Below are 25032 nucleotides of genomic sequence, written 5' to 3'. Positions count from 1 at the left end.
CTTGCGGCGGCGTCAGGGCTGGTCTTCGCCCTGGCCCTGGCCGTCGTCGGTGTTGCCGAGGTCGGGGCATTTCTGCGCGATGACGTCACACGCCGCGACGGGGGCCTCGAGCGCGCTCATCGCGGAATCGCAGCTGAGCGCCCGGACCTTCTCGGCGTTTGCCAGCATGCACGCCTCGTACTCGGCCACCGTCGCGGTGCAGCCGACGCGCGACTCGGCCGGCGGCAGACAGCTCGGCGTGGCCGTCTCGTCCGCTCGCGCCGCCGGCTGCTGGCCATCGGCCAGGCATTTGTCCCTCACGACGGTGCACGCCTGCCCGACCGTGGACCACAGGAGCCCGACGAACTCGCAGGTATCCTGCCTGGTGAGCACGAGGTTCGGCGTGAGCGATTGACACGTGGTGTCTTCGTCCGCGGTCGTCAGGTCCTTGAGCTGCTTGCTGCTCAGCGCGGCGGGGATCGGAGCGGCCGCCACATCCTTGCCGCCCCAGAGGACGAGCGACAGGAAGGCCGAGAGTGCTCCGAGTCGAATCAGTCGATTCATTCGTTCTCTCCCTTGTACGAGCGGCCGGCTCCGGCCGCGGACCGGCTCGGAGCAACCGACGTACCCGGGGCCGCGTTGTGCACGACGGGGCCGCGCGGGCCTCCGCCGCCGCCCGCGGCGCGACGAACAAGGACCAAGCGCTCATGGGTCTTCCAGGCTTCCCTCCTTCACGACCGCGCGCTCTGGCGAGATCCCATCCAATCCACCCTGGCCGCCCGCCCTTCGGTGTGTGTGCGCGCGCGCTCGCCGGCGCGGGCAGGATGGGTACAGGGCCGCTCGCCCCACCATGGCGTCGGTGGGCTCACAGGGGACGGCGCTCTGGCGCTCGGACGAAGCGGATCGGACGACGTGAAGTCGAGCCATCCGGCGCAAGGACGAAAGGGAGAGAAAATCCTGGCTCTCCTGGCGGCCTTGGCGTCCCGGTGAACCCCCGGCACGCGCCGGCCGCGGCGGGCGCCGCGCCGGCGCGAAGGGCGGCCGGGGGCGGGGCCGTCAGAAGAGGTCCCGCTCTCCGCCCGGATACACGAAGGAGCTGCGGGGCGAGTACCACGAGGCGCTCTTCACCACCTGGATCGGGCTCCCGGGCCGGAGCGCGTACACCGGGTGATCCTTCGCGAGGAACTCGACGGCGAGGAGCTCGTACGGGTCGGCCATGTCCGCGATATAGGGGTAGTTGCCGGCGACGAGCCGCCCGTCGACCTTCGTCACGTAGGCGAGGTGGCCGCGCGCGACCACGCCGATCTTGTTGCCGACGAGCGCCCTCGTCCGGATGATGGGCACGCCGTCGACCGAGGTGGTCGCCACGAGCTCTCTGCCGTGCAGCTCGAGCGTCGTCGCCCCGGGCGACGCCGGCACGCCGCGCTCGCGCACGTACCGGCGCACCGTCTCGGAGGAGTTGACGTAGTGCGTGAAGAACCGGGCCGGGCTCGCGCCGTCGGGCGTCGTGTGATCCGCGAGATCCAGCCCCAGGTAGGTGAGCGAATAGGCGCCGAAGCCGGAGGTCTGCTCCGGTTTGTCGACCACGTACTGGTTCATGTAAATGGCCTTGTTCTCCGCCGGCCTGATCCCGTCCGGCAAGAGCGCCGCGGCGGCGGCCGGATCCGCTGGGACCCAGCTCGAATAGAGCATACGGCTGTCGACGACCATCTGCGGCGCGGCGAGCTTCGACTCCGACATGGTGCTTTCCTTCTCCCCCCGGGGAGACGAGCAGTATCACAACTCGACGCCCCGCGACGCACGAGCCGCCGGGCCGACCCCGCGGCGAGCGCCGCGGCGCCCGGGCCGCTACTGGACGAGCGAGCAGACGTAGAACCGCTTGTTGTCGCAGTAGTCGCCGCTGCACTCCACCGCCGTGATGAACCGGTTCGTGCCGAAGTGTACGTACCACTCCTCCTCCGACAGCCAGTCCGACCAGGAGCAGCCCGTGAGGCGCCCGACCGCGGGTTTGGTGCACTCGAGCGAGATCTCGTCGCAGTAGCTGTCCGCGCAGTCGATGCCCGTCACGATGCCCTTGCTCCCGCGGCCGCCGAAGCAGTAGCGCACGTTGTCGCCGAGCTCGAACGCCTCGCAGCTGCCGCCGCTCGGGCCGTCCGAGCACACCACCTCGCCGAGATCGCTGTCCCCCTCCTCGGAGAAGTAGCTCGTCCAGTACCTGCTGTAGATGTCCAGAGAGCTCCAGGAGGGCAATCCGTTGCAGTGCAGCGCGACCTCGTCGCAGTAATCCCCCCAGCACGCGAAGCCGGTGGCGGCCTCGGGGCCGGGACAGTACGCGGGGACGTCTTCTTCCGAAACATAGCTGGTCCAGCCAGCCTGAGCGGGAGAGGCCGCCGCGATCGACGCAAGCGCAACACAGCCTCCGAACAGCAGGGCGATCTTGTTCATGACAGCAAGGCTCCTTTCTCAGTCGTGTCGGCAGGGCGTCGTCGGGCGGGCATCGGCCGGAGGATTCCGGCCAGGCGTGCGTAGGTCGGGGACCTCCACGCGGCCTCGCCGTCTGCGTTCGAGCGCCTGCTGGAGACGTGAGTTAGCAACCGACGCGCCACACGCCGCGAGCGCGCCGGGCGCCGGCGTTCACGGGGGTGCAGGAGGAGATGCGCGCGGCGCGCGGCGAGCGGCTTGAGCCAGCTTCGCGCAACTCGAGCGGCGTCGGCCCGAGCTGGTTTGGTTGGATGGTGGAGGAAGAAAAGTTTGTTTGTACTGTAAAAATGAACAATCGACATCGACCGTGCCCAAACCGCGACCCCTGCGGTCTCTCCAGGTCGAAGGGGCCAGCGAAGGCGGGTCTTCCTCCGGGGCGCCGCGCTGCACGGAACGGCAGGCGCCAGGCCACGCATCCAGGAGAGCTCCGTGGGCGGCGCGACCGCACCACGGCGGCGAGGGCGCGCGCTGCGCCCTCTCGCGGATGGCTGGTTTGCTCGTTCACCGTTGCTTGTTGTTCTTTTTTCAAGGAGAAGTGTCATGAAGCATCGTTCGATCGTCTCTTTTGTGCTCCCGCTCCTGCTCGCCGCGTGCGGCGACCCCCACGTGGGCTCCGACTACCCCGGCGAGGCTCTGCTGACGGTGCGAGGCACGATCGCCAATGAGCTCGACGAGGCGCCGGCGGGGCCGGTCGACGCCGTGCTGGTCTGGAACATCGAGCAGGTCGGCAGCGGCAGCGAGAACTTTCCCGTCCGGGCGACGGCGGTCGGGAGCTTCCCTGCGAGCTTCACGCTGTCGATCCATGAGCCCCCTCCGGAGAGCGGGCTCAACGATCTCAGCGAGGTCGGCCTCGAGGACACCAGGGTCGGCATCGGCATCATCGTGGCCGCGCCGAGCGAGGTTTATGCCGACTCGGAGAGCAGCTGGCTCGGCGTCGATGAGCACCACGTGATCGTGTACGTCGAGAGCGAGATGGACGAAGACGGCGCCTGGTCGAACCTCTTCGGCGGGCCGCTCGCCCCCGGGTACCACGTCATGGATGCGGTCCCCCGCACGCCCGGGAGCGACGTGGATGCAGAGATGCAAGCGGCCTTCGACGCCTGCGACGCCGCGGCGACGACGGAAGCGGAGCACCTGGCCTGCGGGGGGTATGACGTGAAGCTCAAGATCCGCCCCGCTGCGGGCGGCGCGAGCTCGGCGCTCACGGTCCGCATGGCGCCGCAGGAAGATTTGGAGTTCCCGGACTGGCACTGATCGTGGTACACGCTCGGACGTGGAGGATCGCGAGGCGCTGGTGTCGCTGATCGAGGCGGCCTACCGGCAGCATGGGCACCTCGTGCTGCGCCGGGCGCGGCGGCTCCTCGGGAACGAGCAGGAGGCGCGGGAGATCCTCCAGGATGTCTTCGCCTCCCTGCTCGGCGAGCCCGGGCAGCTCGACGGCAAGGGCCCGATGGTGGGCTGGCTCTACGGCGCCACCACGCACGCATGCCTGAACCGCATCCGCGATCACAAGAACCGGCTGCGGCTCCTCGACACCCACGTCGCACCCCTGCAGCAGGAGAGCGCGGCGGCGTCCGCCGAGAACGCCCTCCTCACGCGGGAGCTCCTCGCGCAGCTCCCGGGCGACCTCGCGCAGGTCGCCGTCCACTATTACTCCGATGAGATGACCCACGAGGAGATCGCGCGCGTGATGGGCTGTTCCCGCCGGCACGTCGGCAATCTGCTGGAGCGGCTGAAGGCCACGCTCTCCGACCGGATGAGAGAAGGGAGTTCGAGTCCATGACGCCAGCGCGACCCGAAGGGTGCCTCTCGGAGCTGAAGCTCGACGAGCTCATGGCGGGCCAGCTCGACGCGGCCGCGGCGCAGGAGGCGAGCGCGCACGTGGCTGGCTGTTCGCGGTGCTCGGCGCGGCGCTCCGAGATGGAGGCGGCGCGCGCCTCGTTCGCGGCGTCGGCGCCGCCCCTGCGGCTCGCCCGCGGCGCCTCCATCCCGGAGCGCCGCGCCAGGGAGAAGATCCGCCCGCCGCGCCGGTGGCTGGCGCCCGCGGCGGCGAGCGCGCTCGCGGCGGCGGCGGCGGCGCTCTTCTTCTTCCGCTTCCATGCCGGGCCGGAGGGACGAGACGCGGAGATCCCCGGAGAGCGCATCAAGGGCGCGGAGCACATCGGCTTCTACGTCAAGCGCGGCGGGAGCGTCCTGCCCGGCGGGGCGGGCGAGAGGCTGCATCCAGGCGACGCGATCCAGTTCACGTACTCCAGCGCGGAGGCGCGGTATCTCGTGATCCTGAGCGTCGACGGGGCCTCCCAGGCGAGCGTCTATTACCCGAGCGGTCCTGTCGCGGCGCGGATCGAGCCTGGCCGGGAGGTCCTCCTCCCCCAGAGCACGGTGCTCGACGAGACGCTCGGCACCGAGCGGATCTTCGGGCTGTTCTGCTCGGAGGCGATCGCGGTCGAGCCGCTCCGGGCCGCGCTCGCGGCGCACCCCGGCGCGCCGCCCGCCCCGCCGGGCTGCGACGTCGACGCGCTCACGGCGGAGAAGGTCGCGGCGTCGCCGTGATCCGCCGTCGCAGAGCGGCGCTCGCCGCCGCGGCGTGCGGGCTGGCCGCGGCCGCCGCTGCGGCCCCGGCCGAGGCGCGCATCGAGCGCTTCGCGGTGCTCATCGGCAACAACGCCGGAGAGAAGGGCGAGGTCGAGCTCCGGTACGCGGAGGACGACGCGTCGAAGATGTACGACGTGCTCAAGGACCTCGGCGGCTTTCCCCCGGCGAACCTGGTGCTCCTGCGGAGCGAGGGCGCGGAGACGGTCCGGCGCACGCTCATCACGATGAACGACCGTGTCCGCGCGGCCATCTCGAGCCCGGACACCGATGTCCTTTACCTCGTTTATTACTCCGGCCACGCCGACGCGAACGCGCTTCACCTCGGGCCGACGCCCCTCTCGCTGACGGAGTTCGAGCAGCTCGTCCGCGGCTCGGCGGCCTCGGCGCGGCTCTTGATCGTGGACTCGTGCCGCTCCGGGGCGCTGACGCGCGTCAAGGGCGGCACGAGCGCGCCCCCCTTCGTCATCAAGCTCGATCAGCGGCTCGCCGGGCAAGGGATGGTGACGCTCACGTCGAGCTCTGGAAACGAGGACGCTCAGGAGTCCGATGAGCTCAAAGGGTCGTTCTTCACCCACGCGCTCGTCTCGGGGCTGCTCGGGACGGCCGACGCGGATCGAGACGGCGCCGTCTCGCTCGAGGAGGCGTACCGCCATGCGTACGAGAGCACCTTGCGCGCGACGAGCCGCACGTGGGCCGGGGCGCAACACCCCACCTTCCGTTACGACCTCCGCGGCCAGGGCAAGCTCGTCCTGACCGAGCTGCCTGTCCATGCGTCGCTCCGGGGTGTGCTCCGCTTTCCTGCCGGCAGGGCCTACCTCGTGATGCGAGACTCCAGCGAGGGCGCGGTGGTGGCCGAGGTGGGCGCGAGCGACGCGACGCGGACCGTCAGCCTGCGCCCTGGCCGTTACTTCGTGCGGGGGCGAGGCCCCGACTTTCTCCTGGAGGGGAGCGTCGACGCCGGGGCAGGGCAGACGATGGATGTCGGCGACGAGCGATTGAGCCGCGTCATGTTCGCCCGGCTCGTGCGCAAGGGCGGCGGCGTCCGCGAGGTCGCGCACGGGCCGGTGGCGGGTTATCAGCTCAGGACGCCTCTTGTCCCGGGGGATTCGCTCTGTCACGGCGGCTTCGTCGGCTATGGGATCGAGCTCCAGCACCTCGGCGTCGCGCCCCGGCTCAGCGCGTGCCGCAGCGCCTTCCAGAACGAGCACCTCACGGCGAGCAATGATGAGCTCGGCCTGGACGTGCGCCTGTCCCGCTCCCTGGATCTGCCCGTGATCAGCCTCGGCGTCGGGGTGGACGTCGGCCTCGCCGTCATGAGGCAGCGGTTCGAGACCGCCGGGCGCGCGCCCGACCGCCATGGCCTGGCAGGGGCGTTCGGCGTCGATGCAGGGGTGAACATCGATCTGGCGGAGCGCTTCTACCTCGGCGTCGAGGCGGCGGCGCAGACGTACGTCTTCAATCAGCGACGCGCGGGAAGCGACGAGGGCGAGGTCGGCGCCGCGGTGGCCATGCGGCTCCGCGTGGGCGTGGGCATGAGCCTTTGACGCGGGCCGCGCTCCTGCAAAATTGCCGCGTCGCGATTGCGCACTTTCGGCGTTGCCCCGGGGTCTTGACGCAGGATCGGAGTGAGCTCAACGTCGTGGCATGGGGAAGCCGTGGCGGATGGGCGTGCTTGCGCTGATGGCGCTCGCGCCGGCTTGTGATGGCCGGATTGTGCGTGACGTCGAAGAACCGCCGGCGGGAGGAGGCGAGGTCGGATCGACGGCAGGAACTGGCGGTGCCGGCGCCACGTCATCCAGCTCGGGCGACCCCGCGGTCGTCGCGAGCGCCAGTTCAGGCGGTCAATCCTCGGGAGGTGGGCCGAGCGAGCCGGACGCAGGCGCAGGCGGGGACGGAGGCGCAGGCGGGGACGCAGGCGCGGGGGGCGCTGCGCAGGGGTGCGAGCCGGGCCGTTCACTCGGCGGCGTCTTGAATGCCAATGGCCAGGAGGATCTCGAGAAGCTGCGCGGTGTTTCCGTGCTCAATGGCAGCCTCACCATCGGCGGGGAAGTCTCCGATCTGTCCCCGCTCGCGTGCCTGACGACCATCACGGGCCGCCTCGATATCAACGACACATTTCAGCTGTCTACCCTGGACGGTCTCGACGCCCTTTCCTCCATCGGGATGCGGCTGGAGGTGATGCGGAACCTATCGCTGCTCAGCCTCAGCGGACTTTCGAGCCTGCGACAGGTCACGGGAACCATCGACATCCGTGAAAACCCGCTCCTCGAGAGCATCGCCGGCGTCGGGGTGAACGTACGTGAGCTGCACGTGATCGACAACGATTCGCTCGAGTCCTTGGCAGGCCTCGAAACCATGGAGGAGGGGGAGCTCTGGATCGAGGGCAATGACCGGCTCGCGACGCTGGACGGGCTGGGGAACCTCCGCCGAGGGAGCCTCACCGTCATCGACAGCGACGCGCTGACCAGCCTCGAGGGCCTCGGAGCCGTCGAGGAGCTCGATGAGCTCGCCATCTCCGAGAGCGACGGGCTCGCCAGCCTGGAAGGTATCGAGCGGCTCACGAGCGTCGAGCACCTCTTTTTGTGGAAGAATCGGCAGCTGAGCTCGCTGCGCGGCCTCGACGGCCTCGTCCAAGCGGGGTTCATCGAGATCGGGTTGAACGAGCGTCTCGTGGACCTGACCGGGCTCGCGGCGCTCGAGACCGTCAACTCTCTCGAGGTCAGCGGCAATCCCTCGATGGTCAGCCTCGACGGCATGCTATCGCTCCGCGGTATCCAGTATCTCACCGTCAGTGGGAATCCCGAGCTCGTGAGCGCCGGCGCTCTCGCGCATGTTCCCTCGGGCGAGGACCTCATGCCGGCGCTTTACTTCTCGGGCAACCCCAAGCTCACGCGCATCGATCTCGGCGGTGTAACGCACCTGCAAATGTTCTCCGTCTCCGGCTGTGACTCCCTGTCGGATCTGTCCGATCTCGCCGGCGTCACCCAGCTGGCGGCTCTCGGCGTAAGCGATAACGCCGGACTCATGAGCCTCACGGGAGTCGAGCAGCTCTCGGAGCTCGATCAGCTGTCGATCAGCCACAATCCTCGGCTCACGGATCTCCGACCCCTGCGCGGCCTCCGCAACATATACGGGATCGGAATCACCGGTAATCCTGCGCTCACCACCCTCGACGGGCTCGGTTCGCTCAGCGAGGGCAACGGCGTGACCGACAGCGTGACGCTCGAGGACAACGATGCGCTCGTGGACATCGACGCTCTGCGTGGCCTGGTCCACGTGCGCCAGCTCACCATCCAGGACAATGACGCATTGCCTGCGCTGACCGGGCTCGAAGACCTGGCCGAGCTCTCCTGGCTCTTCGTCGAGGGGAACCGGTCGCTCGCGACGCTTCGCGGCCTGGGAGCTCGAACGATCGCTGCTTGGATGCGGATCGCGCACAACGACAGCTTGCCGAGCTGCGAAGTCGAGGCATTCATGGATGGCCTCTACTGGCTGCCCGAGAGCACGATCGAGGAGAACAACGGTACCGGGACCTGCTCGCCCTGAGCCGCGGGGAGGTCAACGCCGCTGTTGACGCTCGACACCGACGCGCACCCATCTCTGTGTCAGGATGTGCCGGCTGTTCTGGCACAGAAGCGCTGAATCCCCAGGGATCTCGTGTCTGGCATGCTTGCTGCTCACAGGCGGCGCCATGACAATGACATCCTTCTCTTCGGCTCAATTTCGGATCGCGCTCGCTCACCAGCTGACCCGCGCGATACTCACCTCGGCGACGCTCGGCATGGTGGCTGGAGGCGCCGCGTGCAGCGGCGATGTCGTCCGGGACCGCACGTCGGGCGAAGGTGGCGGCGGCCTCGCCGCGGGAAGCGGCGGCCGCGCCTCGGACGACGCGAGCTCGGGATCGCGTGGAGAGGACGACGCGAGCTCGGGATCGCGTGGTGAGATGGACGGGCAAGGCGGCGGCATCGACGGTGGCCCCGTGTCGACGAGCTCGGGTGGTGTCTACTATGACACCGTCGAAGGCAGCCATTGCATTCCGCGGGAGGAGGTCAGCGGGCAGGGCGGTGCCGGGGGGGTTGGCGGCGCGGGGGGCCAGGGCGGCGCGCCCGCGAGCCCGTGCCCGCCTGTCGATCCTTTTGATAGTAAATATCATTTCCCGCGCAGCGGCTGCGGAGCCTACGAGATTGGCGAGGGCGTCCTTCGAGATGGCCAGTGCTGCTACGAGTACATTGCGGAATGCGCCTCCGTGGGCCGGCCGTTCGTCGTGGGCGAGCGCGCCCGCACCGCGCGGGCAGCGCGGCGCGAGGCGGGCGCGTGGGGCGCAGCGGCGCGCCCGGACGTCGCGCAGCTGACGCCGGCAGACCGCGCCGCGCTGGCCGATGCGTGGCTCCGCGACGCCTTGCTCGAGCACGCATCCATCGCCTCGTTCTCGCGATTCGCCCTGGAGATGATGGCCGTCGGCGCCCCCGCCGCGATGCTCGCCGCCGCGCACGAGGCTGCTCTCGACGAGGTGCGCCATGCGGCGCTCTGCTTCGGGCTGGCGAGCGCGTACGCGGGAGCGGCGCTAGAGCCCGCGCCGTTCGACTTCGGCGGCCTCGTCGAGGTCAGCTCGGATCTCCCCGAGATGGCGGCGCGCGCCGTCCGTGAAGGCTGCGTCGGCGAGACGCTCGCCGCCGTGCAGGCCAGCGAGCAGCTCGCGCACGCGAGCGACGCCGCGGTCCAGAGCGTCCTCGCGATGATCGCCGAGGATGAGGCCAGGCACGCCGAGCTCGCGTGGCGCTTCGTGGCCTGGGCGCTCCAGGCGGGCGGCGATGCGGTGCGCCGGGCGGTCGCTGCGGCGTTCGATGCCGCCCTCGCCGCGCCTCCGCCGGCCGCCCCGGCACAGGCCGCTCCAGCCCTGGCCGCGCACGGGCGGCTCGAAGGCGCCGCCCTGGCCACCACGTGGCGCCGCGCGATCGCGGACGTCATCACGCCGGCCATGCGCACGCTGCTTTCGGCCCAGCACCGCGGGTGAGAAATCCTGCGAGAAAAGCCGATTGAGAATGAGCCGTCGCCGGAAATTCAGGCGCCACGGGCCGGGAGAGTTGCGCCGCTGGAGACGCTCAGCGTAGTCCCGGCGGCCCGTCGGGCGGACGGCCCAGGGTCATTCGGCGGGCACGTGCAGGACGAATGGGTCCGACGTGGTAAAGAACACGCCGGTGTACCCGGCGACGTACAGATCGCCGTCGGCGTCTGCGGCCGCGGCGAGCGCCGTGTCGCTGCGCGGCGTCCCGATCTCCTTGGTCCATTGCGCTGCGCCGCTCGCGTCGAGCTTGCGCACGTAGACGTCCTCTTCGCCGCTGCTCGTGGATCCCACGAGGTAGACGTCGTTCTTGCCGTCGATGGCCAGGGCAAAGCCGTAGTCGTAGGACGCATTGCCGGCGTGGTGAGTCCATGACGTCGCGCCGTCTGCGTCGAACTTGCGCACGAAGGCCTCCGGGGAGCCCTCGCTCGGGCCGCCGACCTCGCCGGCGGTGCTGCCCGCAACATAGAGGTTCCCGCTGCCGTCCACGCGCGCGGCGAAGACGAAGTCGTTCTCCGTCGAGCCGAACTGCCGAGTCCATGACGTCGCTCCGCTCGAGTCGAGCTTGCGGACGAAGGCGTCCCGCTGTCCTCGGTCCGAGTCTGCGACGACGCCACCGGAGGTGTATCCGCCGACGTAGGCGTTGCCGCTGCCGTCGACCGCCACGGCCATGGCTTCGTCCTCGTCTGGCCCACCAAACAGCTGAGTCCACGCTGGCGCGCCGTTCGTGTCGATCTTGGTCACGAACGCCTCACCCGTGCTCTGGTCGCCGCCGTAGCTGGTTCCGGCAACATAGGCATTTCCTTGGCCATCGACCGCCAAGGCGTTTGCCGACTCCGAACGCCACGTGGCAAGTTGCCGCGTCCACAGCGTCGCGCCGCTCGAGTCGAGCTTCCGCACGAACGCGTCGCCGAGGCCTCCGCTGGCACCTTCGAGCCCGCCCCCCGTGGTTCCAGCCACGTAGACGTTGCCGCTGCCGTCGACCGCCACGCCCTTGGCGTGGTCGTCGCTCGATGTCCCAAAATGCTGAGTCCACACAACGGATCCATGCGCATCGAGCTTGCGGACGAAGGCGTCCGACTCACCGCCGTCCGCGAGCGCGCCGTAGGCGTTTCCCGCGACGTAAACGTTGCCGCCGCCGTCGACCGCCATGGCAAAGGCCACGTACCAGCCCTCCGAACCGAATCTGTAATAAGGGTCGGCGCATACGGCATCGGCGGTTGCTGTTCCGGGGGTCGCCACACCGCCCTGTGGCCATGAGCTCGAAGCCGGCGCGCAATCCGTGAAGGGCGTGCACGCGCGCACGTTTTGCATCGTCGAAAAGGTACCATCGCCGCAGATCACGCACTGGCGGTCGCTGGTGTCGGTGCCTTCCTTCGCGATGTACTGACCCGGGGGGCATCGCGACCACGCCTTGCAGCTGTTGCTGGGGTCCCCGTCATGATCGAACGAACCATCAGGACAGATCTTGGGTCTGTCGTCCGGCGCGCCACCTGCTCCTCCGTCGCCGGGCGTTCCGCCTTCACCCGTGGCTCCGCCCGGCCCCACGCCGCCTTCGCCGGTTGCTCCGCCCGACGCCCCTCCGCCTTCGCCGGTTGCTCCGCCCGGCGCCCCTCCGCTGCCGACCGAGCTACCCGCGGCGGCGGTCGTGTTCCCTGCGTCGTTCCCGAGGCCGTCGCTCCCGCCCGTTCCTCCGCTCGATGTTCCGCCGCCTGTCGCTCCGGTGCCTTCCGAGTGGCCTGTGCCTCCGGAAGAAGGGTGGGTGTCCTCGTCGTGGACGATGCTTCCGCAGCCGGAAAGGACGATTCCGCCGAGGAGCAAGCCGCTGACCTGGCGGTACGCTGGCCGCTGGCGATTGCGCATTGAATGCATACTGACCCCACTGCCCCCGCGCAGCGCGAGCGCTGAAGTATCGTACGCCACTCTGCTGAGGAAGTCGGCGAGTTCTTCGAGCAGGATCGCGCTTTCAGTGTGATTGACAGGTTGTGGCACTGCTGCTCGCGGCGATCTGCGGGTGTCATGGGGCGAGCGCCCCTGCCTTCCGCGATCCAATGCGAGGGTGGGAGGCGGCTGCCGCCGCCTGACGCCTTCACGCTGAGCGCAGCGCTCGGGCTCTCGGGGAAACCCTCCCCCCTCGAGTACACCTGCGACGGGAAGGACTTTCCTTTCAGCGGCATGCCACGACCTCCGACGCTCAGCCGGCGGCGTTCGCCGTGCCGCCCGCGGCGCCCTGAGCCGCCCCACGCTTCGCGGTGGGGCGCGGCGCCCTTCACGCCCACCGCGAGCACCCGAAAGAGCTACGAGACACGCTCTGGTCGTCCGCGCGGGGGCACGCCGGCCCTCCTGGAACAACGGCGCTGGTTCAACAACCAATCCGCGTCGCCACCCGAGGCGGCGCCGTGCCGCTGGACGGCGCGCGCGGATACGGTTAGCTCCAGACCATGAACCTCACCGACGTCCTGCGGGAGCTCGCCGCGCTGAGCAACGAGAAGATGCGCGAGGTCAACGCCCGCGCCGGAGACGCCCACGGCGTGAACCTCACCCAGCTCCGCGCGCTCGCGAAGCAGCTGAAGACGGACCACGCCCTGGCCGGCGAGCTCTGGCGCACCGGGGACCCCGACGCCCGCCTCCTGGCGACGCTCGTGTTCAAGCCAAAGACCTTCTCGGTGGACGAGCTGGACGCGATGGTCCGGGAGATCGACTATCCCAAGCTCCTCGACTGGTTCATCGTCAACGTCGTCAAGGCGTCGCGGCACGTCGAGGAGCTGCGTGTCCGCTGGAAGGACTCCGCGAGCGAGCTGGTCGGGCGCGCCGGCTGGAGCCTGACGACGGACCGCGTCGTGAAGAGCCCAGCCGGGCTCGATCTCTCCGCGCTGCTCGACCAGATCGAGGCGGAGATGAAGGCGGCGCCAGGCCCGAAGCAGTGGTCGATGAACCACTGCCTCGCCGAGATCGGCATCCACAACCCCGGGTCGCGCGCCCGCGCGGTGGCCATCGGCGAGCGGCTCGAGGTGCTCAAGGACTACCCGGCGTCGCCGGGCTGCACGCCGCCGTTCGCGCCGCTCTGGATTGCGGAGATGGTGCGGCGGCAGAAGGCGGCGAAGACGCGGGGCAAATGAAGGGGGGCGGCGCGCCCCGCTCCCGATGGCGTGAAATCGGCATGCTCGCGCGCCTGCGCTCGGCCCGCCGCGAGGCGAGGCGCGACGCGACGGGGGACAGCAGAACAATCCAATTGCAACAGGAGCAGACTGCGCCGGGGGTAAGGTCAAGCGCGCACTCCCGTGCTGGATGATTTCATGATGGTCTGTCAGACCATCGCGCGCCGGCATCGGGTGCACCGAATTGGCGCGGACAGATCTTGCGCATTGCGATGCAGCACACTAGACTCCGATCAACGAGATGCAGTCACGGGATAGGTGACTTGAAGCGCCGTCTGTGACGAGCTGATCGCGTGCTCATCGTGACTGGTGCGACGCTCGCGCTGGCGTTCGCGGCCGGGCTCGCTGCCGGAAGGATCGGACGAGGCACGCGAATGGGCGGCCAGCTCGATGTCCAGGCACGACAGCTCGACATCCATACAAGGGAATTCAACTTCTACACGTGAGGGGCCGAGCGAGCGCTCGCGCCGCTGCAGCGGTGCATGGCGCCATCCGACTTGGTATCAACCGGCGCGCGTCGCGGCGTGCCGTTACAGGCGAGTCGACATTCCCCGATCGGTTCACCCTCCCTTCTCCCTCGACGCGGACAAGCCGCATCCATCGAAGCGGACGGGCCGCTGGCAGGCATCACACCCACAACAGCAAGAGGATGTAGACTATGCGAACACGGTCATTAGCAACAGCTTTCCTCGCGTGCGTCGCCCTCGCCACTGCGAGCTGCGCGATGGACGCGTCGGACGGAGATGAGTCGGACGGCACCGAGGAGACCGGTGACGCGACGTTGGCCTCGACGGTGTCGGGCTGGACGGGGTGGTCGTCGGGGAGCTGCGGAATCCATGGATGCACCCCCTTCGTCGAGCCCGCGTGCGCGAACGGCAGCTTCGCGACCCGCTGGGAGAGCAATTCGGCTCGCACCAGTTTCCGGATCTACTGTACGCCCGGTCCATCGTCCACGTCGAACCACGGCTGGACGACCGATTGCCCGAGCAACAAGGTCGCGACGGCGGTCCGGTGCATCACGACGAGTGCCGGGCTATACTGCACGCCGGAGGTCCGGTGCAGCACGCCCGGGGGGGATTGGGGTACCGGCTCGCCGTCGCCCCTGAGCCCGACCACGATAGGCACGAATCGATACCAGTGTCCCGACACCCCAATCACGGGGTATGGATACGTGGACCGCATCAACTCCACGGGTGGGGTTTGCGGCACGCTGTGGGGGCCGCTCCCCTGATGCGGCCTCCGGCCGTTCCCGTCGAGCAGGTGCCGGCCGCGTTCACGGCTGACCGGCGCGCCCGCCGGTAAACGCTGCTGGGGCGCAGCGCAACCAGCCCTCGACCTCCGGCAACGACGGCGGGCCTCTCCTGGCCGAGCCGATCCGCCGCTCGACCCGTCTCTTCCCGCTCGATACCGGCGCACGTTCCCGCCGCTCGGTGAGCGCCTCGCCGGCTGATAGGATCGCGGGCCTCACCGTGAACGATCGCCGCGAGAGCTTCCAGGCCATTCCCCACGACGAGATCCAGCGCGCCGAGGACCGGTCGTGGACCGAGCGGCTCCTCGGCTGGCTGGTGCTGCCCGAGCTCCCCGAGGCCGAGCGGGACGAGATCGCGACGACCCTGGCGCGCGTCGAGGACCCCCGCGCGGCGGCGCGGCTCATGCGCATCGTGGAGGCGCGTGAGCTGCCCGAGGCGGCGCGCGAGGCCGCGGGCGCGATCCTGAGGAGCGCCGGGAATCCGCCGAGCGGCGCCTGGCTCAGGGCCGCATGGGCGGAGGGCGACATCGTGCTTCGCCGTCACGCGCTGCTCTTCATGGAGCGCGCCGAGGCGGACCTCGTCGAGCCGGTCGCGCGGGATTTCGCGCACCCGCTTCACAAGGAAGCGATAGAGGCCATCGCGCTCGGCTTCTCGGAGCCGCGCTTCCAGGCGCTGAAGATCGCCGCGCTCGGGCACCCCGACGCGGGTATCCGCAAGGTCGCCGCCGACGCGCTGCTATGGGACGAGCCCGTCGCGGCGGAGGCGCCGCTCCTGCGCGCCGCTGCGGATCCCGCGGTCGACGTCGCCGTCGCTGCGCTGGAGACGCTCCACTATTACCCGAGCCGGCGCTGCCTCGATGCGGTCGCCGCGCTCCGCGGGCACCCTGACGAGCGGGTGCGCGCCGCAGCGGCCGCCTGCGCTTTCGAGATCCGCGAGGGGAGGTTCCGGTGGGCGCTCGAGCGCGCCGAGCCGGCCGAGCGACGGTATCTCCTCGCGTGGATGGATCCGGTCCGGCATCTCCTTGGCGTTCTGGGAGACGAAGACGCGTCGGAGGCGGACGATCCCGCCGCGCGCGGCCGGATCTCCTCGCCTGGCGGCGATCGCGGGTCGGGGGCAGATCTCGAGATGACCGAGCTCCTTGCGCTCTATGCCGATCTCGACGGCTGCTGGGCGGAGAGGAAGCATCGGTTCGCGGACCGCTTCCGAGCAGCGGGAGTCGCGGCGGATCGCGGCGCAGCGGCGGCGTTCCTGGCGGGGCATCCGGATCCCTGGATCCGCGAGCAATCCGGGTCGCTCCTCGCCGCGTGGGACGAGCAGGAGGCCCTGCTCGGGCTCACCCGCGATCCTGCCTTTTACGTCAGGAAGAGCGCGATGTACTGGCTCGGCCAGCTCCCTGCGAACCGGGCCCTCGCGGGGCCCGCGTGGGAGCACCTCGGCGAGCTCGGGACGACTGGCACGCATGCGCTCGAGACCCTGAACACGTACGCGACCCATGCGCTCAAGGAGGAAGCCATCCCCCGGCTCCTCGCGCTGGCGCGCGGCGACGCGCGCGAGCCGGTCCGGTGCGGCGCCGTCGACGCGCTCGCGAAGCTCGGCGCGCATGCCGAGGTCGTGGCGCTCCTCCCCTTGCTCGCCGAGCCGCCGCAGATTACCTGGGCGGTTCACGTCGCGCTCCTCTCCGCGTGCGAGCGCCTCGGTCTCCACCCGGGACGGTGCGACGCGCTCAGCGAGGTCGACAACATCGATGTTCAGCTCGCGCTCGCGCCCTGGGCGGCGGGGTCATCCGTCGCCGATTGGCTTCCAAGGAGAGCGCTGGACCGTCGAGCCACGAAGTGATTCCACCACAGACTGCGAGGCGGCGGGGCGCTCGGCGACTGGCGCGCTCAGGAGCGCGAGCGACGGCCCTCGTGCGCCGAGCGCTGCGCGTTCATGCCGGCAGAAAGGCCTGCTTCGAGGAGAGGAGCGCGTCCATCAGGGCCTCCCGCTCCGCGGGCGGCTGCGCCGCGACCCGCTCCCACGCGTCCCTGCGGAGGCTCGCCTTGGCGAGGCGGAACGCCGCGGCGGGGCGGCCGCACGCCGTGGCGAGGAAGCGGCGCGCGTCCTCGAGCGGCTCGGCAGAGAGCGCGTCGCCGACGCCCATGTCGAAGAGGCTCGCGGGGGAATGGAGCTCCGCGCCGAAGACGAGCCTCCGGAGCGCGCGGGCGGGAGAGGCGGTCCGGGCGATCTCGAAGGCGACGCGCGGGAAGGCGATGCCCACGGCGAGCTCGGGGAGACCGACCTTGTAGTCGCCGGCGCCCAGGGCGAGGAAGTCAGCGCACATCGCGAGCAGGAGGCCGCCCGCGATCGCATGGCCGTGAACGGCGGCGGCAAGCGGCTTCGGAAAACGGAAAGCGGCGCCGAAGGCGGCGTCGAAGTCGTCGAGGAAGCTTCCGAGCCCCTCTCGATCGAGCGACGCGACCTCGCGGAGATCGAGACCCGCAGACAGGCAGTTGCCTGCGCCGCGGACGAGCACGCCGCGCGCGGCGTCGTCCTCCGCGAGCCGCTGGAAGACGTCGGCCAGCTGGCGGAGCACCGCCTGGTTCATGGCGTTGACCTTCGGTCGGCTCAACGTGACCTCGGCGATGCCGTCTCTGGTGAGCACCTCGACGAATTGCATGGCGAGACGATCGCGCAGAGACGAGCGCGGCGCAAGCTCGCGCGCCCTGGTTTCCGGGCCGCGCCCCGCGGTGATCAGGCTGCGTGTGCGAGATCGCAAGCGACCCCTCCTGCAAACGCGGCGCTCTATCAACAGATGATCCATGCGCCGAACGAACAGCTCTCACGCCACAGCCACCCTGAGCGGACCTGTCAGAGGTCCCAGACGAGCGAGACGGGCACGACGCGCTCCGCATCTCCTGCAAAATTTCCGTGCTGTAACGGCACAGTTCCAGCGCCCGGTCGTTCTTGACGCGGGATCGCGGTGAGCCCAACCTCGCGGCATGCGGAACCCGTGGTGGGTGGGCGTGTTTGCGACGATTGCGCTCGCGTCGGCCTGTGGGGCCCGGGATGCGCTCGACATCGAGGGACCGCAGCCGGAGGAAGGCGAGGTCGGATCGACGGCAGGGGCTGGCGGTGCCGGCGCCACGTCATCGAGCTCGGGCGACCCAGCGAGCGGCGCGAGTGCCAGTTCAGGCGGTCCATCCTCGGGCGCTGGGCCGGGCGTCGGGGGCGCGGGGGTCGGGGGTGCGGGTGCGGGGGGCGCGGGCGCCGGCGGCGCGGGTGCCGGTGGCGCGGGGGGCGCCGAGCCGGGGTGCGACCCGACCCGCGTGGAGAGCGGCACCTGGAATGTCAATCGCCAGGAGGCTCTCGAGAAGCTGCGCGGCGTCACCGTGCTCAATGGCAGGCTCAACATCGGCGGCGAGGTCTCCGATCTGTCCCCGCTCGCGTGTCTGACGCGCATCTCGGGCCACCTCGTGATCAGCGACACCTGGCTGTTGTCGAGCCTCGACGGCCTCGACTCCCTCTCCGTCGTCGGGGCGCAGCTGGAGGTGGCGCGGAACGCGTCGCTGCTCCGCCTCGGCAAGCTTCCGAACCTCCAACAGGTCAAGGGGCTCATCGAGATCCGTGAGAACCCGATCCTCGAGAGCGTCGCCGGCGTCGGGCTGAACGCACATGAAGTGCACGTGATCGACAACAATCAACTCGATGCGTTGTCAGGCTTCGAAAGGTTCGAGGAAGGGGTGCTCTTGATCGAGGGCAATGACAACCTCGTGTCGCTGGACGGGCTGCAGGGCCTCCGCCGGGGGACGCTCCGCCTGGTCGACAACGATGCGCTCCAGTTCTTGCCAGGCGTCGAGAATTTCGAGGAGGGGGAGCTCTGGATCGAGGGCAACGACGGGCTTTGGTCGCTGCGCGGGCTGGTGAGCCTGCGCCACGGGCAGATCAGCGTGATCGACAACGACGCGCTGATCAGCCTCGACGGCCTCGAGGCCGTCGAGGAGCTCGATGTGCTCGACATCTCCGGGAACGACGGGCTCCGCGAGCTGAACAGTGTCTCGCGGCTCTCGACCGTCCAGAACCTCGTGTTGGCGGAGAACCCGCAGCTGACCTCGCTGTACGGCCTCGACCAGCTCCGTCACGCGGGATCCATCTCCATCGCGCGGAACGAGCGTCTCCGGCACCTGGTCGGGCTCGGGGGGCTCGAGACCGTCGACGGTCTCGTCATCACCGGCAATTCATCGATGGGCACGCTCACGGGCATGTTCTCGCTCCGTGGTGTCCAGTATGCGGTTATCGAATCGAATCCCGAGCTGGTGATCGCCGACGCTCTCGCGCACCTCGGCTCGGACTCGAGCGAAGTGCAGTCGATTTATTTCACCTCCAACCCCAAGCTCACCGAGATCGATCTCGGCGGCCTGACGCGCCTGCGAGAGCTGGTCATCACCGATTGTGGCTCCCTGGCGGACCTGTCCGACCTCGCCGGCGTGACCGAGCTGTCGGTGCTCTCCCTGGGCCATAACGCCGGACTCATGAGCCTTGCAGGCGTGGAGCAGATCTCGGACCTCTTTCTGCTCGCGATCGCGAACAATCCCCGGCTCACGGATCTCCGGCACCTGAGTGGCCTCCGCAACGTCCGAAACGGGATCGAGATCGCCGCTAACCCCGCGCTCACCAGCCTCGACGGGCTCGGCTCGTTGAGCGAGGGCGACGGCGTGACCGATGTCGTGAGGCTCGAAGGCAACGAATCGCTCGTGGACATCGACGCGCTGCGTGGCCTGGTCCGCGTGAGCCAGCTCGTCATCCAGGACAACGACGCGCTGCTCGGGCTGACCGGACTCGAGGGCCTGGCTGATCTCGATAGCCTCATCGTCGAGGGGAACCGCTCGCTCGCGACGCTCCGCGGCCTGGGCGCCCGAACGGTCAATGGTTGGATCGAGATCATGGGCAACGAGAGCTTGCCGAGCTGCGAGGTCGAGGCGTTCGTGGAGCGCCTCGACTGGGTGCCCGACAGCGTGCGCGCGGAGGACAACGGCACCGGGACCTGCTCGCCCTGAGCCCGCGGTGGGCCCGCCGCCGCGCGCGAACGACGCGAGCGCGCGCCGGGCTCGGGCGCGCGCAGCGGCGCTTCGCTGCGGCGCTGGGCCGGCGGGCTCAGCGGGGCGCGAGGCTCCGCATGCAGAGCTTGAGGGCGTCGCGCAGGGTGGCGTGCGTGCCGAGGGAGCGCAGATCGACGTCGAGAGAGGTCATGGTGCGCGCGACCGCGGGGCGGATGCCGGTGACGATCGGCCGGACGCCCAGGAGCTCGACGGCGCGCATGATGCGGACGAGGTGGTCGGCGACCGCCTCGTCGATGGTCTCGACGCCGGTGATGTCGAGGAGGGCGAAGCGCACGTCGCCGCGCGAGACCGCGTCGAGAAGGCTCTGCATCAGCTCGCTGGCGCGCTCGCCGTCCAGGGCGCCGATGAGCGGCACGGCCAGGACGCCATCCCAGACCTGGAGGATAGGGGCGGAGAGGGCGTGGATGACCTCGCGCTGCTGCTCGATGAGGGCGCGCTGCTCCAGCATCCGCTCCTCCTGCTCGCGCTCCCGCGTCGCGTAGAGCGCGCGGAGCTCGGCGTGCGCCGCGCGGAGCTCGGCCGTGCGCGCCTCCACCTTCTCCTCGAGCTGGGCGAAGAGGCGGGCGTTCTCCAGCGAGACCGCGATCTGGGCGGAGAGAAGACGGATGAGCTCGACGCGATCGCGCGTGAACGCAGCGCTGGCAAGCGCGTTCTCCAGGTAGACGATGCCGATGACCCGCCCCTGGTGCGAGATGGGCGAGGCGAGCAGCGATCGCGGCCTGGCGGCCCTGACATAAGGGTCCTGGGCGAAGGACGGATCGCTCGGCGCATCGTCGATGACGACGCTCTCCTCGGTGCGCGCGACATACTGGATCACGCTGGCGGCCAGATCGGAGCGGGAGCCCAGCGGGACCGAGGCCACCCGCTCGATGCGCTCGCCCGCGACATCGCCGGCGGCCTCGATGGTGAGGCCGCCGTCGGTCTTCAGGATCAGGAAGCCGCGGCGCGCGCCCGCGTTCTCGAGCATGATGCGCATCAGCGCCTCGAGCAGCCGCGGCAGGACGATCTCGCCGGAGAGCGCCTGTGAGGCCTTGAGCACGCTCCGCACGTCGAGGTCGTCCCGGGCGACGACCGGGGGAATCGTGCCGGGCGCGGCAGGCATGGCGGGCGCGGCGGGTATGGCGGGCGCGGCGGGCATGGCGGGCGCGACGGGCAGCTCGCGGCGCAGGAGCTCGGGATAGGCGCGCTCGAGGCGGACCATGGCGCTCGCGGCGCCCCAGCGCGCATAGGCGGCGTGGGCCTCCATCATGTAGGCGCGCGCGAGCGTGGCCCGCCCGAGCTCCAGCGTGCAGCGCGCGCAGAGCTCGTTGCCGAGGGCGGTGTCGTGCAGATACCCGCCCTCCTCGGCCGCGCGGATCCCCTCGTCGTAGAGGTCCAGGGCGACGCGAGAGTCGCCGCGCACGCGCGCGAGCTCGGCCGAGAGCAGGAGGTGGCGGTGCCTCAGGTTGTCGGGAGCGTGGCTCGCCCAGAAGGCGACCTTCTCGCCGAAGGCATGGGCCTTGTCGAGGTACCTCTCCCGCGTCTCCGGATCTGCGCTGTCGGCCGCCAGGATCAGGGCGACGCCGCCGTAGAAGTGAAACGCAGGGTTCCCCTGCCAGCCCGCGATGCCCATGATGCGCGGGTTCGCCTCGAACGCAAGCGCCGCCGCCGCCGCGTGGTCGCCCTGGAACAGGCGCAGGAGCAGGCGATAGAAGATGGTGAAGAACAGCGAGGCCTGGTTGTTGACCTGGATCGCGCCGTCGACGAGCTCCTGGATCTGGACCCACTCGCCCGCCAGCTCCGTCGGCCCAGGATCCGGGCTCATGAGGTTCTCGCAGATCTGGCCGACGCAGCAGACCATCCAGGTGATGAAATTCCACCTGTCGAACTTCCTGATGGGCAGCAGCGACCGCGACTCGGCCTCGATCTCGGCGAGGGGGCGGCCGAGGAGGAGGGTCGCCGTGTTCGCGTTGGTCATGCAGTAGAAGGTCCAGACGTACTGTCCTGTCTCCAGGCCGGCATGGATGCCGGAGAACAGGAGCTCTCGTCCCTTCTCGTAGCTCACCCTCCAGTGCATGACGAAGGCGCCCCACATGCAGGCGAGGATCGGATCGTTCCGCTTGTCGTTGTAACGCCGGTGCAGCTCGACAGCGGTCTCGCCGAAGGCGTAGCCGAGCTCGATACGGCCGCTGACGCAGAGCATCTGGCCGAAGAGGACATACGCGAAGACCGAGCTCTGCGAGACGCCGTATTGCACGGTGTCCCGCAGGATCTTCATCACGCAGAACCCGAAGTTGTTGCTCGCGAGGAAGTAGCAGGACGAGATCATCTCCTCCAGCACGCCGTGGAGGACCGCGAGCTCCGGGTCGGCGAGCCGAGGCAGATCGCAGAGCGACTCCATCGGGCGGCCCTCGAGGAACCGGAGGGTCGCGTCGAGGTCGCCGGCGACCGCCTCGTCGGAGGGGAAGGGCGGGAGATCGATCCCGAAGGCGCGCAGGGCCACGAGCCCCTGTTCGAGGGCGGCGTGCAGGTCGGCCTTGAGGATATGCACCCTCACCTTGAGCCCGTGGGCCCGCGTCCTGTCGATGCGGCTCCTCCCGCGCGCGAGGGGCTCGTCCAGCGTGGCGAGGGCGTCGTCGGGCCGGCCGCAGAGCGCCTGAAGGAGGCCCATCTTGGTGGTGAGCGCGAACGTGAGCTCGTACTCGGACTCCCACGGATCGGCGGGGAGCCGCGCGATCCCCTCGGCCAGGTACTTGAGCGCGGCGTCGAAGGCCGAGCTCTCCTCGGCCCGCTCGGCGGCGCGGAGGTTCATCCGCGCGAGATCGAGGCGCGCGCCGGGGTCGCTGAGCAGATCGCCCGCGCGGTTCAGGTGGTTCACGACGTCGAAGAGCCCTCGCGCGTCGGGCCCGAGCGCCTCCTTCAGCAGCGTCCCGATGCGGTGATGGAGCGAAGGCCGCTCCTCGACAGGGATCATCGAGTAGGCGGCCTCCTGGATCTTGTCGTGGACGAAGCGGTGGAGCGCGCCGTCGCTCGTGATGAGCTCCTCCTTGAGCGCCGGCTCGACGCGCGCGTAGAACGCGTCGACGGAGCACGCGCTGACGGTCGCGAGCGTGCCCAGATCGAAGCGGTTGCCGATGGCCGCCGCGAGCTTCAGCGCGTCCTGCGCGGGCGCGGGCAGGCGGCGGATGTTGCTCGCCATGAGGTCGAGCACGTTGTCCGTGTACTCGAGGGCGCCTATCGCCGCGAGGTCCCACGAGAAGCGGCCCGCCTGATCGAACGACATCGCGCCGCTGTCGTGGATCGTCTTGAGGAAACGCTTGATGAAGAACGGGTTTCCCCCGGTCTTCTTCAGCACGAGCGCCGCGAGCTGCCCGACGTCGGAGCGCCCGAGGCTGTCGCCGAGGAGCGCGGTGACGTGCGGGAGCTCGAGCGGGGTGAGCACGATGGGCTCGATCTCGACGCCGCCCTTCCGGAGGTCCTCCACGGCGCGGATGAACGGGTGCGCGGAGCTCACCTCGTTGTCGCGGTAGGCGCCGCAGAAGAAGAAGGCCCCGAGGCCGTCCGCCTCGAGCAGCGCGTTGACGAGGCTCAGGCTCGCGGCGTCGATCCACTGGAGATCGTCGAGGAAGAGGACGATGGGGCGCTTTTGCGACGTGAAGACCGAGACGAAGCGCTGGAAGGTGAGGTTCAGGCGGTTCTGCGCCTCGACCGGGCCCAGCGAGGGCAGGGGCGGCTGCGCGCCGACGAGGTGATCGAGCGCGGGGAGGACCTCGCAGATGACCTGCGCGTTGCTCCCGAGCCCCTCGATCATCGCCGCCCGCCAGCGCGCGATGCGCTCCTCGCTCTCCGAGAGGATCTGCCGGAGCAGCGCGTCGAACGCCTGGAGCACCGGGCCGAGCGGTCTATCGCGGTTGTACTGGTCGTATTTGCCGCTGATGTAATAGCCCTTCTCGCGCGCCAGGGGCTTCAGGATCTCCTGCACGAGCGACGACTTGCCGATCCCCGAGTAGCCCGAGACGAGGACGACCTTGCGCGCGCCGCAGAGGACCGCGTGGAACGCCTCGGTCAGGCGCCGGATGCCCTCCTCGCGGCCATAGAGCTTCTGGTGGATCTGGAGCCCGTACGCGGCGTCGCGCTGGCCGAGATCGAACCGCTCGATGCGCCCCCGCTCGATGCGCCGATGGCACTCGCGGAGATCGGCGACGAGGCCGCTCGCCGACTGATAGCGGTCCTCCGCGTTCTTGGAGAGCAGCTTCATGACCACATCGCCGAGCGTGGCGGGCACATCGGCGCGGTGCGCCGCGGGGTGCTCGGGGACGAGGGCGATGTGGGCGTGGATGAGCTCGAGGGGGTCGCTCGCCTCGAACGGGAGGGCGCCGGTGAGCATCCGGTAGAAGAGAACGCCGAGCGAGTACAGATCCGAGCGGTGATCGACGCCGCGGTTCATGCGGCCGGTCTGCTCGGGCGAGAGGTAGGGGAGCACGTCGGACAGGACGGCTTCGCTGTAGAGCGACTCGCCCTCGTGGGTGATCGCGGCGTCGACTCCGTAGTTGAGGATGCGGGCCTGTCCGCCGCCGGCGACGAGGAAGCTCTTCGGCCTGACGGCGCCGTGCACGATCCCGTGCCCGTGAAGCACGCGAACGGCCTCGGCCATGGAGATGGCGAGATCGAGGCACGCACCGACATCGAGCCTGCCGCGCGCCGCGAGGTAGCTGCCGAGCTCATCGCCGGCGGTGTCCTCGAGGACGAGGACGAGCTCGCCGTCGTGCTCCTCCACGCCGTAGACCTTGACGACGCGCTCGGACTCGATCTGCGCGATGTGCTTGTATTCGTGCTTGACGCGGGCGCGGTCCACGACGCGCGACCCGCCCGAGCCGAGGACCTTGAGCACCACGGGGGCGCCGTCGCTCGCGCGGATGGCGCGGTATCGGGCCGAGTCGCCCCCTGGATCGAAATGGCTGACGGAGTGGTAGCTGGGTAGAGTGAGCATCACCGGGTTCGAAGAGGCGCCGTGCTGGCCGGGAGGTGCTCGGAGGAGACTGCGGCCCTCCCTCTCCGTGATGGCTCCGTGCTGGCCGACGCCGGGGCAGTGGCGGTCGTGCGACGACGTGAGCCGAAGGTGGCTGACGGGTCGGAGCCACGAACGAGCCATACCTGCCTCGGCGTGCACCGGAGCCCGTCGACCCCCCCGAACTCCGGGTCATCGAAAAAATTACCATGGCGTCGTCGAGCCGGGCAAGGGGGACGGAGCGATGGAGGAGGTGCGCGCGAGCTCGCCTGCTCCGGTCACCCTCGTGGGGCAGCGTGCGCAGCGGGCAGCTCGGGGTGGGGCTGAGCCAGCTGACGGCCTGCCGGCAATCCAGGTTCTCCCCACCTTGCAGCGTCTCGGGGAGTGAGGAAGCGGCGGCGCGGAGCCCACGTGACGCGGGCGA

The 25032-nt window shown here is 69.8% G+C and carries 18 protein-coding genes; 9 read left to right on the top strand and 9 right to left on the bottom strand.

Features of this window, described 5'->3' with window-relative positions; all coding sequences use genetic code 11:
• Positions 1 to 12 precede the first annotated feature (12 nt).
• From WMF44_RS35190 to WMF44_RS35180, 3 genes are all read right to left on the bottom strand, one after another.
• A complete protein-coding gene (locus tag WMF44_RS35190; protein WP_437294416.1) occupies positions 13 to 543 on the bottom strand; it encodes a hypothetical protein in 531 nt (176 codons plus the stop codon).
• A gap of 492 nt (positions 544 to 1035) precedes the next feature.
• Positions 1036 to 1719: a hypothetical protein gene (locus tag WMF44_RS35185; protein WP_437294415.1), complete on the bottom strand. Its 684-nt coding sequence runs from the start codon at positions 1717 to 1719 to the stop codon at positions 1036 to 1038.
• A 108-nt stretch (positions 1720 to 1827) separates the two neighbouring features.
• Positions 1828 to 2424: a hypothetical protein gene (locus WMF44_RS35180; protein WP_437294414.1), complete on the bottom strand. Its 597-nt coding sequence runs from the start codon at positions 2422 to 2424 to the stop codon at positions 1828 to 1830.
• 576 nt (positions 2425 to 3000) lie between these two features.
• Here WMF44_RS35180 and WMF44_RS35175 point away from each other — a divergent pair.
• The 6 genes from WMF44_RS35175 (at position 3001) to WMF44_RS35150 (ending at position 10069) form a co-directional block, all read left to right on the top strand.
• The gene (locus WMF44_RS35175; RefSeq protein WP_437294413.1) at positions 3001 to 3714 is read left to right on the top strand and encodes a hypothetical protein; all 714 of its coding nucleotides are present in this window, start codon (positions 3001 to 3003) and stop codon (positions 3712 to 3714) included.
• A gap of 19 nt (positions 3715 to 3733) precedes the next feature.
• On the top strand, positions 3734 to 4243 hold the full coding sequence (locus tag WMF44_RS35170) for an RNA polymerase sigma factor (protein ID WP_157907086.1): 510 nt from the start codon (positions 3734 to 3736) through the stop codon (positions 4241 to 4243).
• Positions 4240 to 5013: a DUF4384 domain-containing protein gene (locus WMF44_RS35165; RefSeq protein ID WP_437294412.1), complete on the top strand. Its 774-nt coding sequence runs from the start codon at positions 4240 to 4242 to the stop codon at positions 5011 to 5013. The genes WMF44_RS35170 and WMF44_RS35165 overlap by 4 nt, the downstream gene beginning before the upstream one ends.
• Positions 5010 to 6599 carry a caspase family protein gene (locus WMF44_RS35160; protein WP_437294411.1) on the top strand — a complete coding sequence of 530 codons (1590 nt, stop codon included), beginning with the start codon at positions 5010 to 5012 and terminating at the stop codon, positions 6597 to 6599. Before WMF44_RS35165 ends, WMF44_RS35160 begins: the two co-directional genes overlap by 4 nt.
• Before the next feature lie 424 nt (positions 6600 to 7023).
• The gene (locus tag WMF44_RS35155; RefSeq protein WP_437294410.1) at positions 7024 to 8601 is read left to right on the top strand and encodes a leucine-rich repeat domain-containing protein; all 1578 of its coding nucleotides are present in this window, start codon (positions 7024 to 7026) and stop codon (positions 8599 to 8601) included.
• Positions 8602 to 8746: 145 nt separating this feature from the next.
• The gene (locus WMF44_RS35150; RefSeq protein ID WP_437294409.1) at positions 8747 to 10069 is read left to right on the top strand and encodes a ferritin-like domain-containing protein; all 1323 of its coding nucleotides are present in this window, start codon (positions 8747 to 8749) and stop codon (positions 10067 to 10069) included.
• 129 nt (positions 10070 to 10198) lie between these two features.
• Here the strand turns inward: WMF44_RS35150 and WMF44_RS35145 are convergent, their stop codons facing one another.
• Complete coding sequence (locus tag WMF44_RS35145) at positions 10199 to 11269, bottom strand: SBBP repeat-containing protein (RefSeq protein ID WP_437294408.1); 1071 nt, start codon at positions 11267 to 11269, stop codon at positions 10199 to 10201.
• Between the two features lie 1289 nt (positions 11270 to 12558).
• Between WMF44_RS35145 and WMF44_RS35140 the strand changes: the two genes are divergently transcribed.
• Positions 12559 to 13236, top strand: a complete 678-nt coding sequence (locus tag WMF44_RS35140) for a DNA alkylation repair protein (RefSeq protein WP_437294407.1) — start codon at positions 12559 to 12561, stop codon at positions 13234 to 13236.
• A 272-nt stretch (positions 13237 to 13508) separates the two neighbouring features.
• On the opposite strand, the gene WMF44_RS35135 is transcribed toward WMF44_RS35140, so the two are convergent.
• The 3 genes from WMF44_RS35135 to WMF44_RS35125 all read right to left on the bottom strand — a co-directional run bounded on the left by WMF44_RS35135 (position 13509) and on the right by WMF44_RS35125 (position 14400).
• The gene (locus tag WMF44_RS35135) at positions 13509 to 13694 is read right to left on the bottom strand and encodes a hypothetical protein (protein WP_437294406.1); all 186 of its coding nucleotides are present in this window, start codon (positions 13692 to 13694) and stop codon (positions 13509 to 13511) included.
• Between the two features lie 208 nt (positions 13695 to 13902).
• Positions 13903 to 14190, bottom strand: coding sequence for a hypothetical protein (locus tag WMF44_RS35130; RefSeq protein ID WP_437294405.1), 288 nt, complete (start codon positions 14188 to 14190; stop codon positions 13903 to 13905).
• A gap of 12 nt (positions 14191 to 14202) precedes the next feature.
• Positions 14203 to 14400: a hypothetical protein gene (locus WMF44_RS35125; RefSeq protein WP_437294404.1), complete on the bottom strand. Its 198-nt coding sequence runs from the start codon at positions 14398 to 14400 to the stop codon at positions 14203 to 14205.
• A 344-nt stretch (positions 14401 to 14744) separates the two neighbouring features.
• Between WMF44_RS35125 and WMF44_RS35120 the strand changes: the two genes are divergently transcribed.
• The gene (locus WMF44_RS35120; protein ID WP_437294403.1) at positions 14745 to 16361 is read left to right on the top strand and encodes a hypothetical protein; all 1617 of its coding nucleotides are present in this window, start codon (positions 14745 to 14747) and stop codon (positions 16359 to 16361) included.
• 91 nt (positions 16362 to 16452) lie between these two features.
• Here WMF44_RS35120 and WMF44_RS35115 read toward each other — a convergent pair whose 3' ends face one another.
• Positions 16453 to 17181 (bottom strand): enoyl-CoA hydratase/isomerase family protein, encoded by a 729-nt coding sequence (locus WMF44_RS35115; RefSeq protein WP_437294402.1) that lies wholly within the window; start codon positions 17179 to 17181, stop codon positions 16453 to 16455.
• Positions 17182 to 17830: 649 nt separating this feature from the next.
• On the opposite strand from WMF44_RS35115, the gene WMF44_RS35110 reads away from it, so the two are divergent.
• On the top strand, positions 17831 to 19558 hold the full coding sequence (locus WMF44_RS35110) for a leucine-rich repeat domain-containing protein (RefSeq protein ID WP_437294401.1): 1728 nt from the start codon (positions 17831 to 17833) through the stop codon (positions 19556 to 19558).
• 97 nt (positions 19559 to 19655) lie between these two features.
• On the opposite strand, the gene WMF44_RS35105 is transcribed toward WMF44_RS35110, so the two are convergent.
• Positions 19656 to 24590, bottom strand: a complete 4935-nt coding sequence (locus WMF44_RS35105) for an AAA family ATPase (RefSeq protein WP_437294400.1) — start codon at positions 24588 to 24590, stop codon at positions 19656 to 19658.
• Positions 24591 to 25032: the final 442 nt, after the last annotated feature.

Origin of the sequence: Sorangium sp. So ce426 (assembly GCF_051475585.1) — a bacterium.
Lineage (GTDB): Bacteria > Myxococcota_A > Polyangia > Polyangiales > Polyangiaceae > Sorangium > Sorangium cellulosum_B.
The sequence above is the reverse complement of the archived record's forward strand: the minus strand, read 5'-3'. Positions and strand labels throughout refer to the sequence as shown.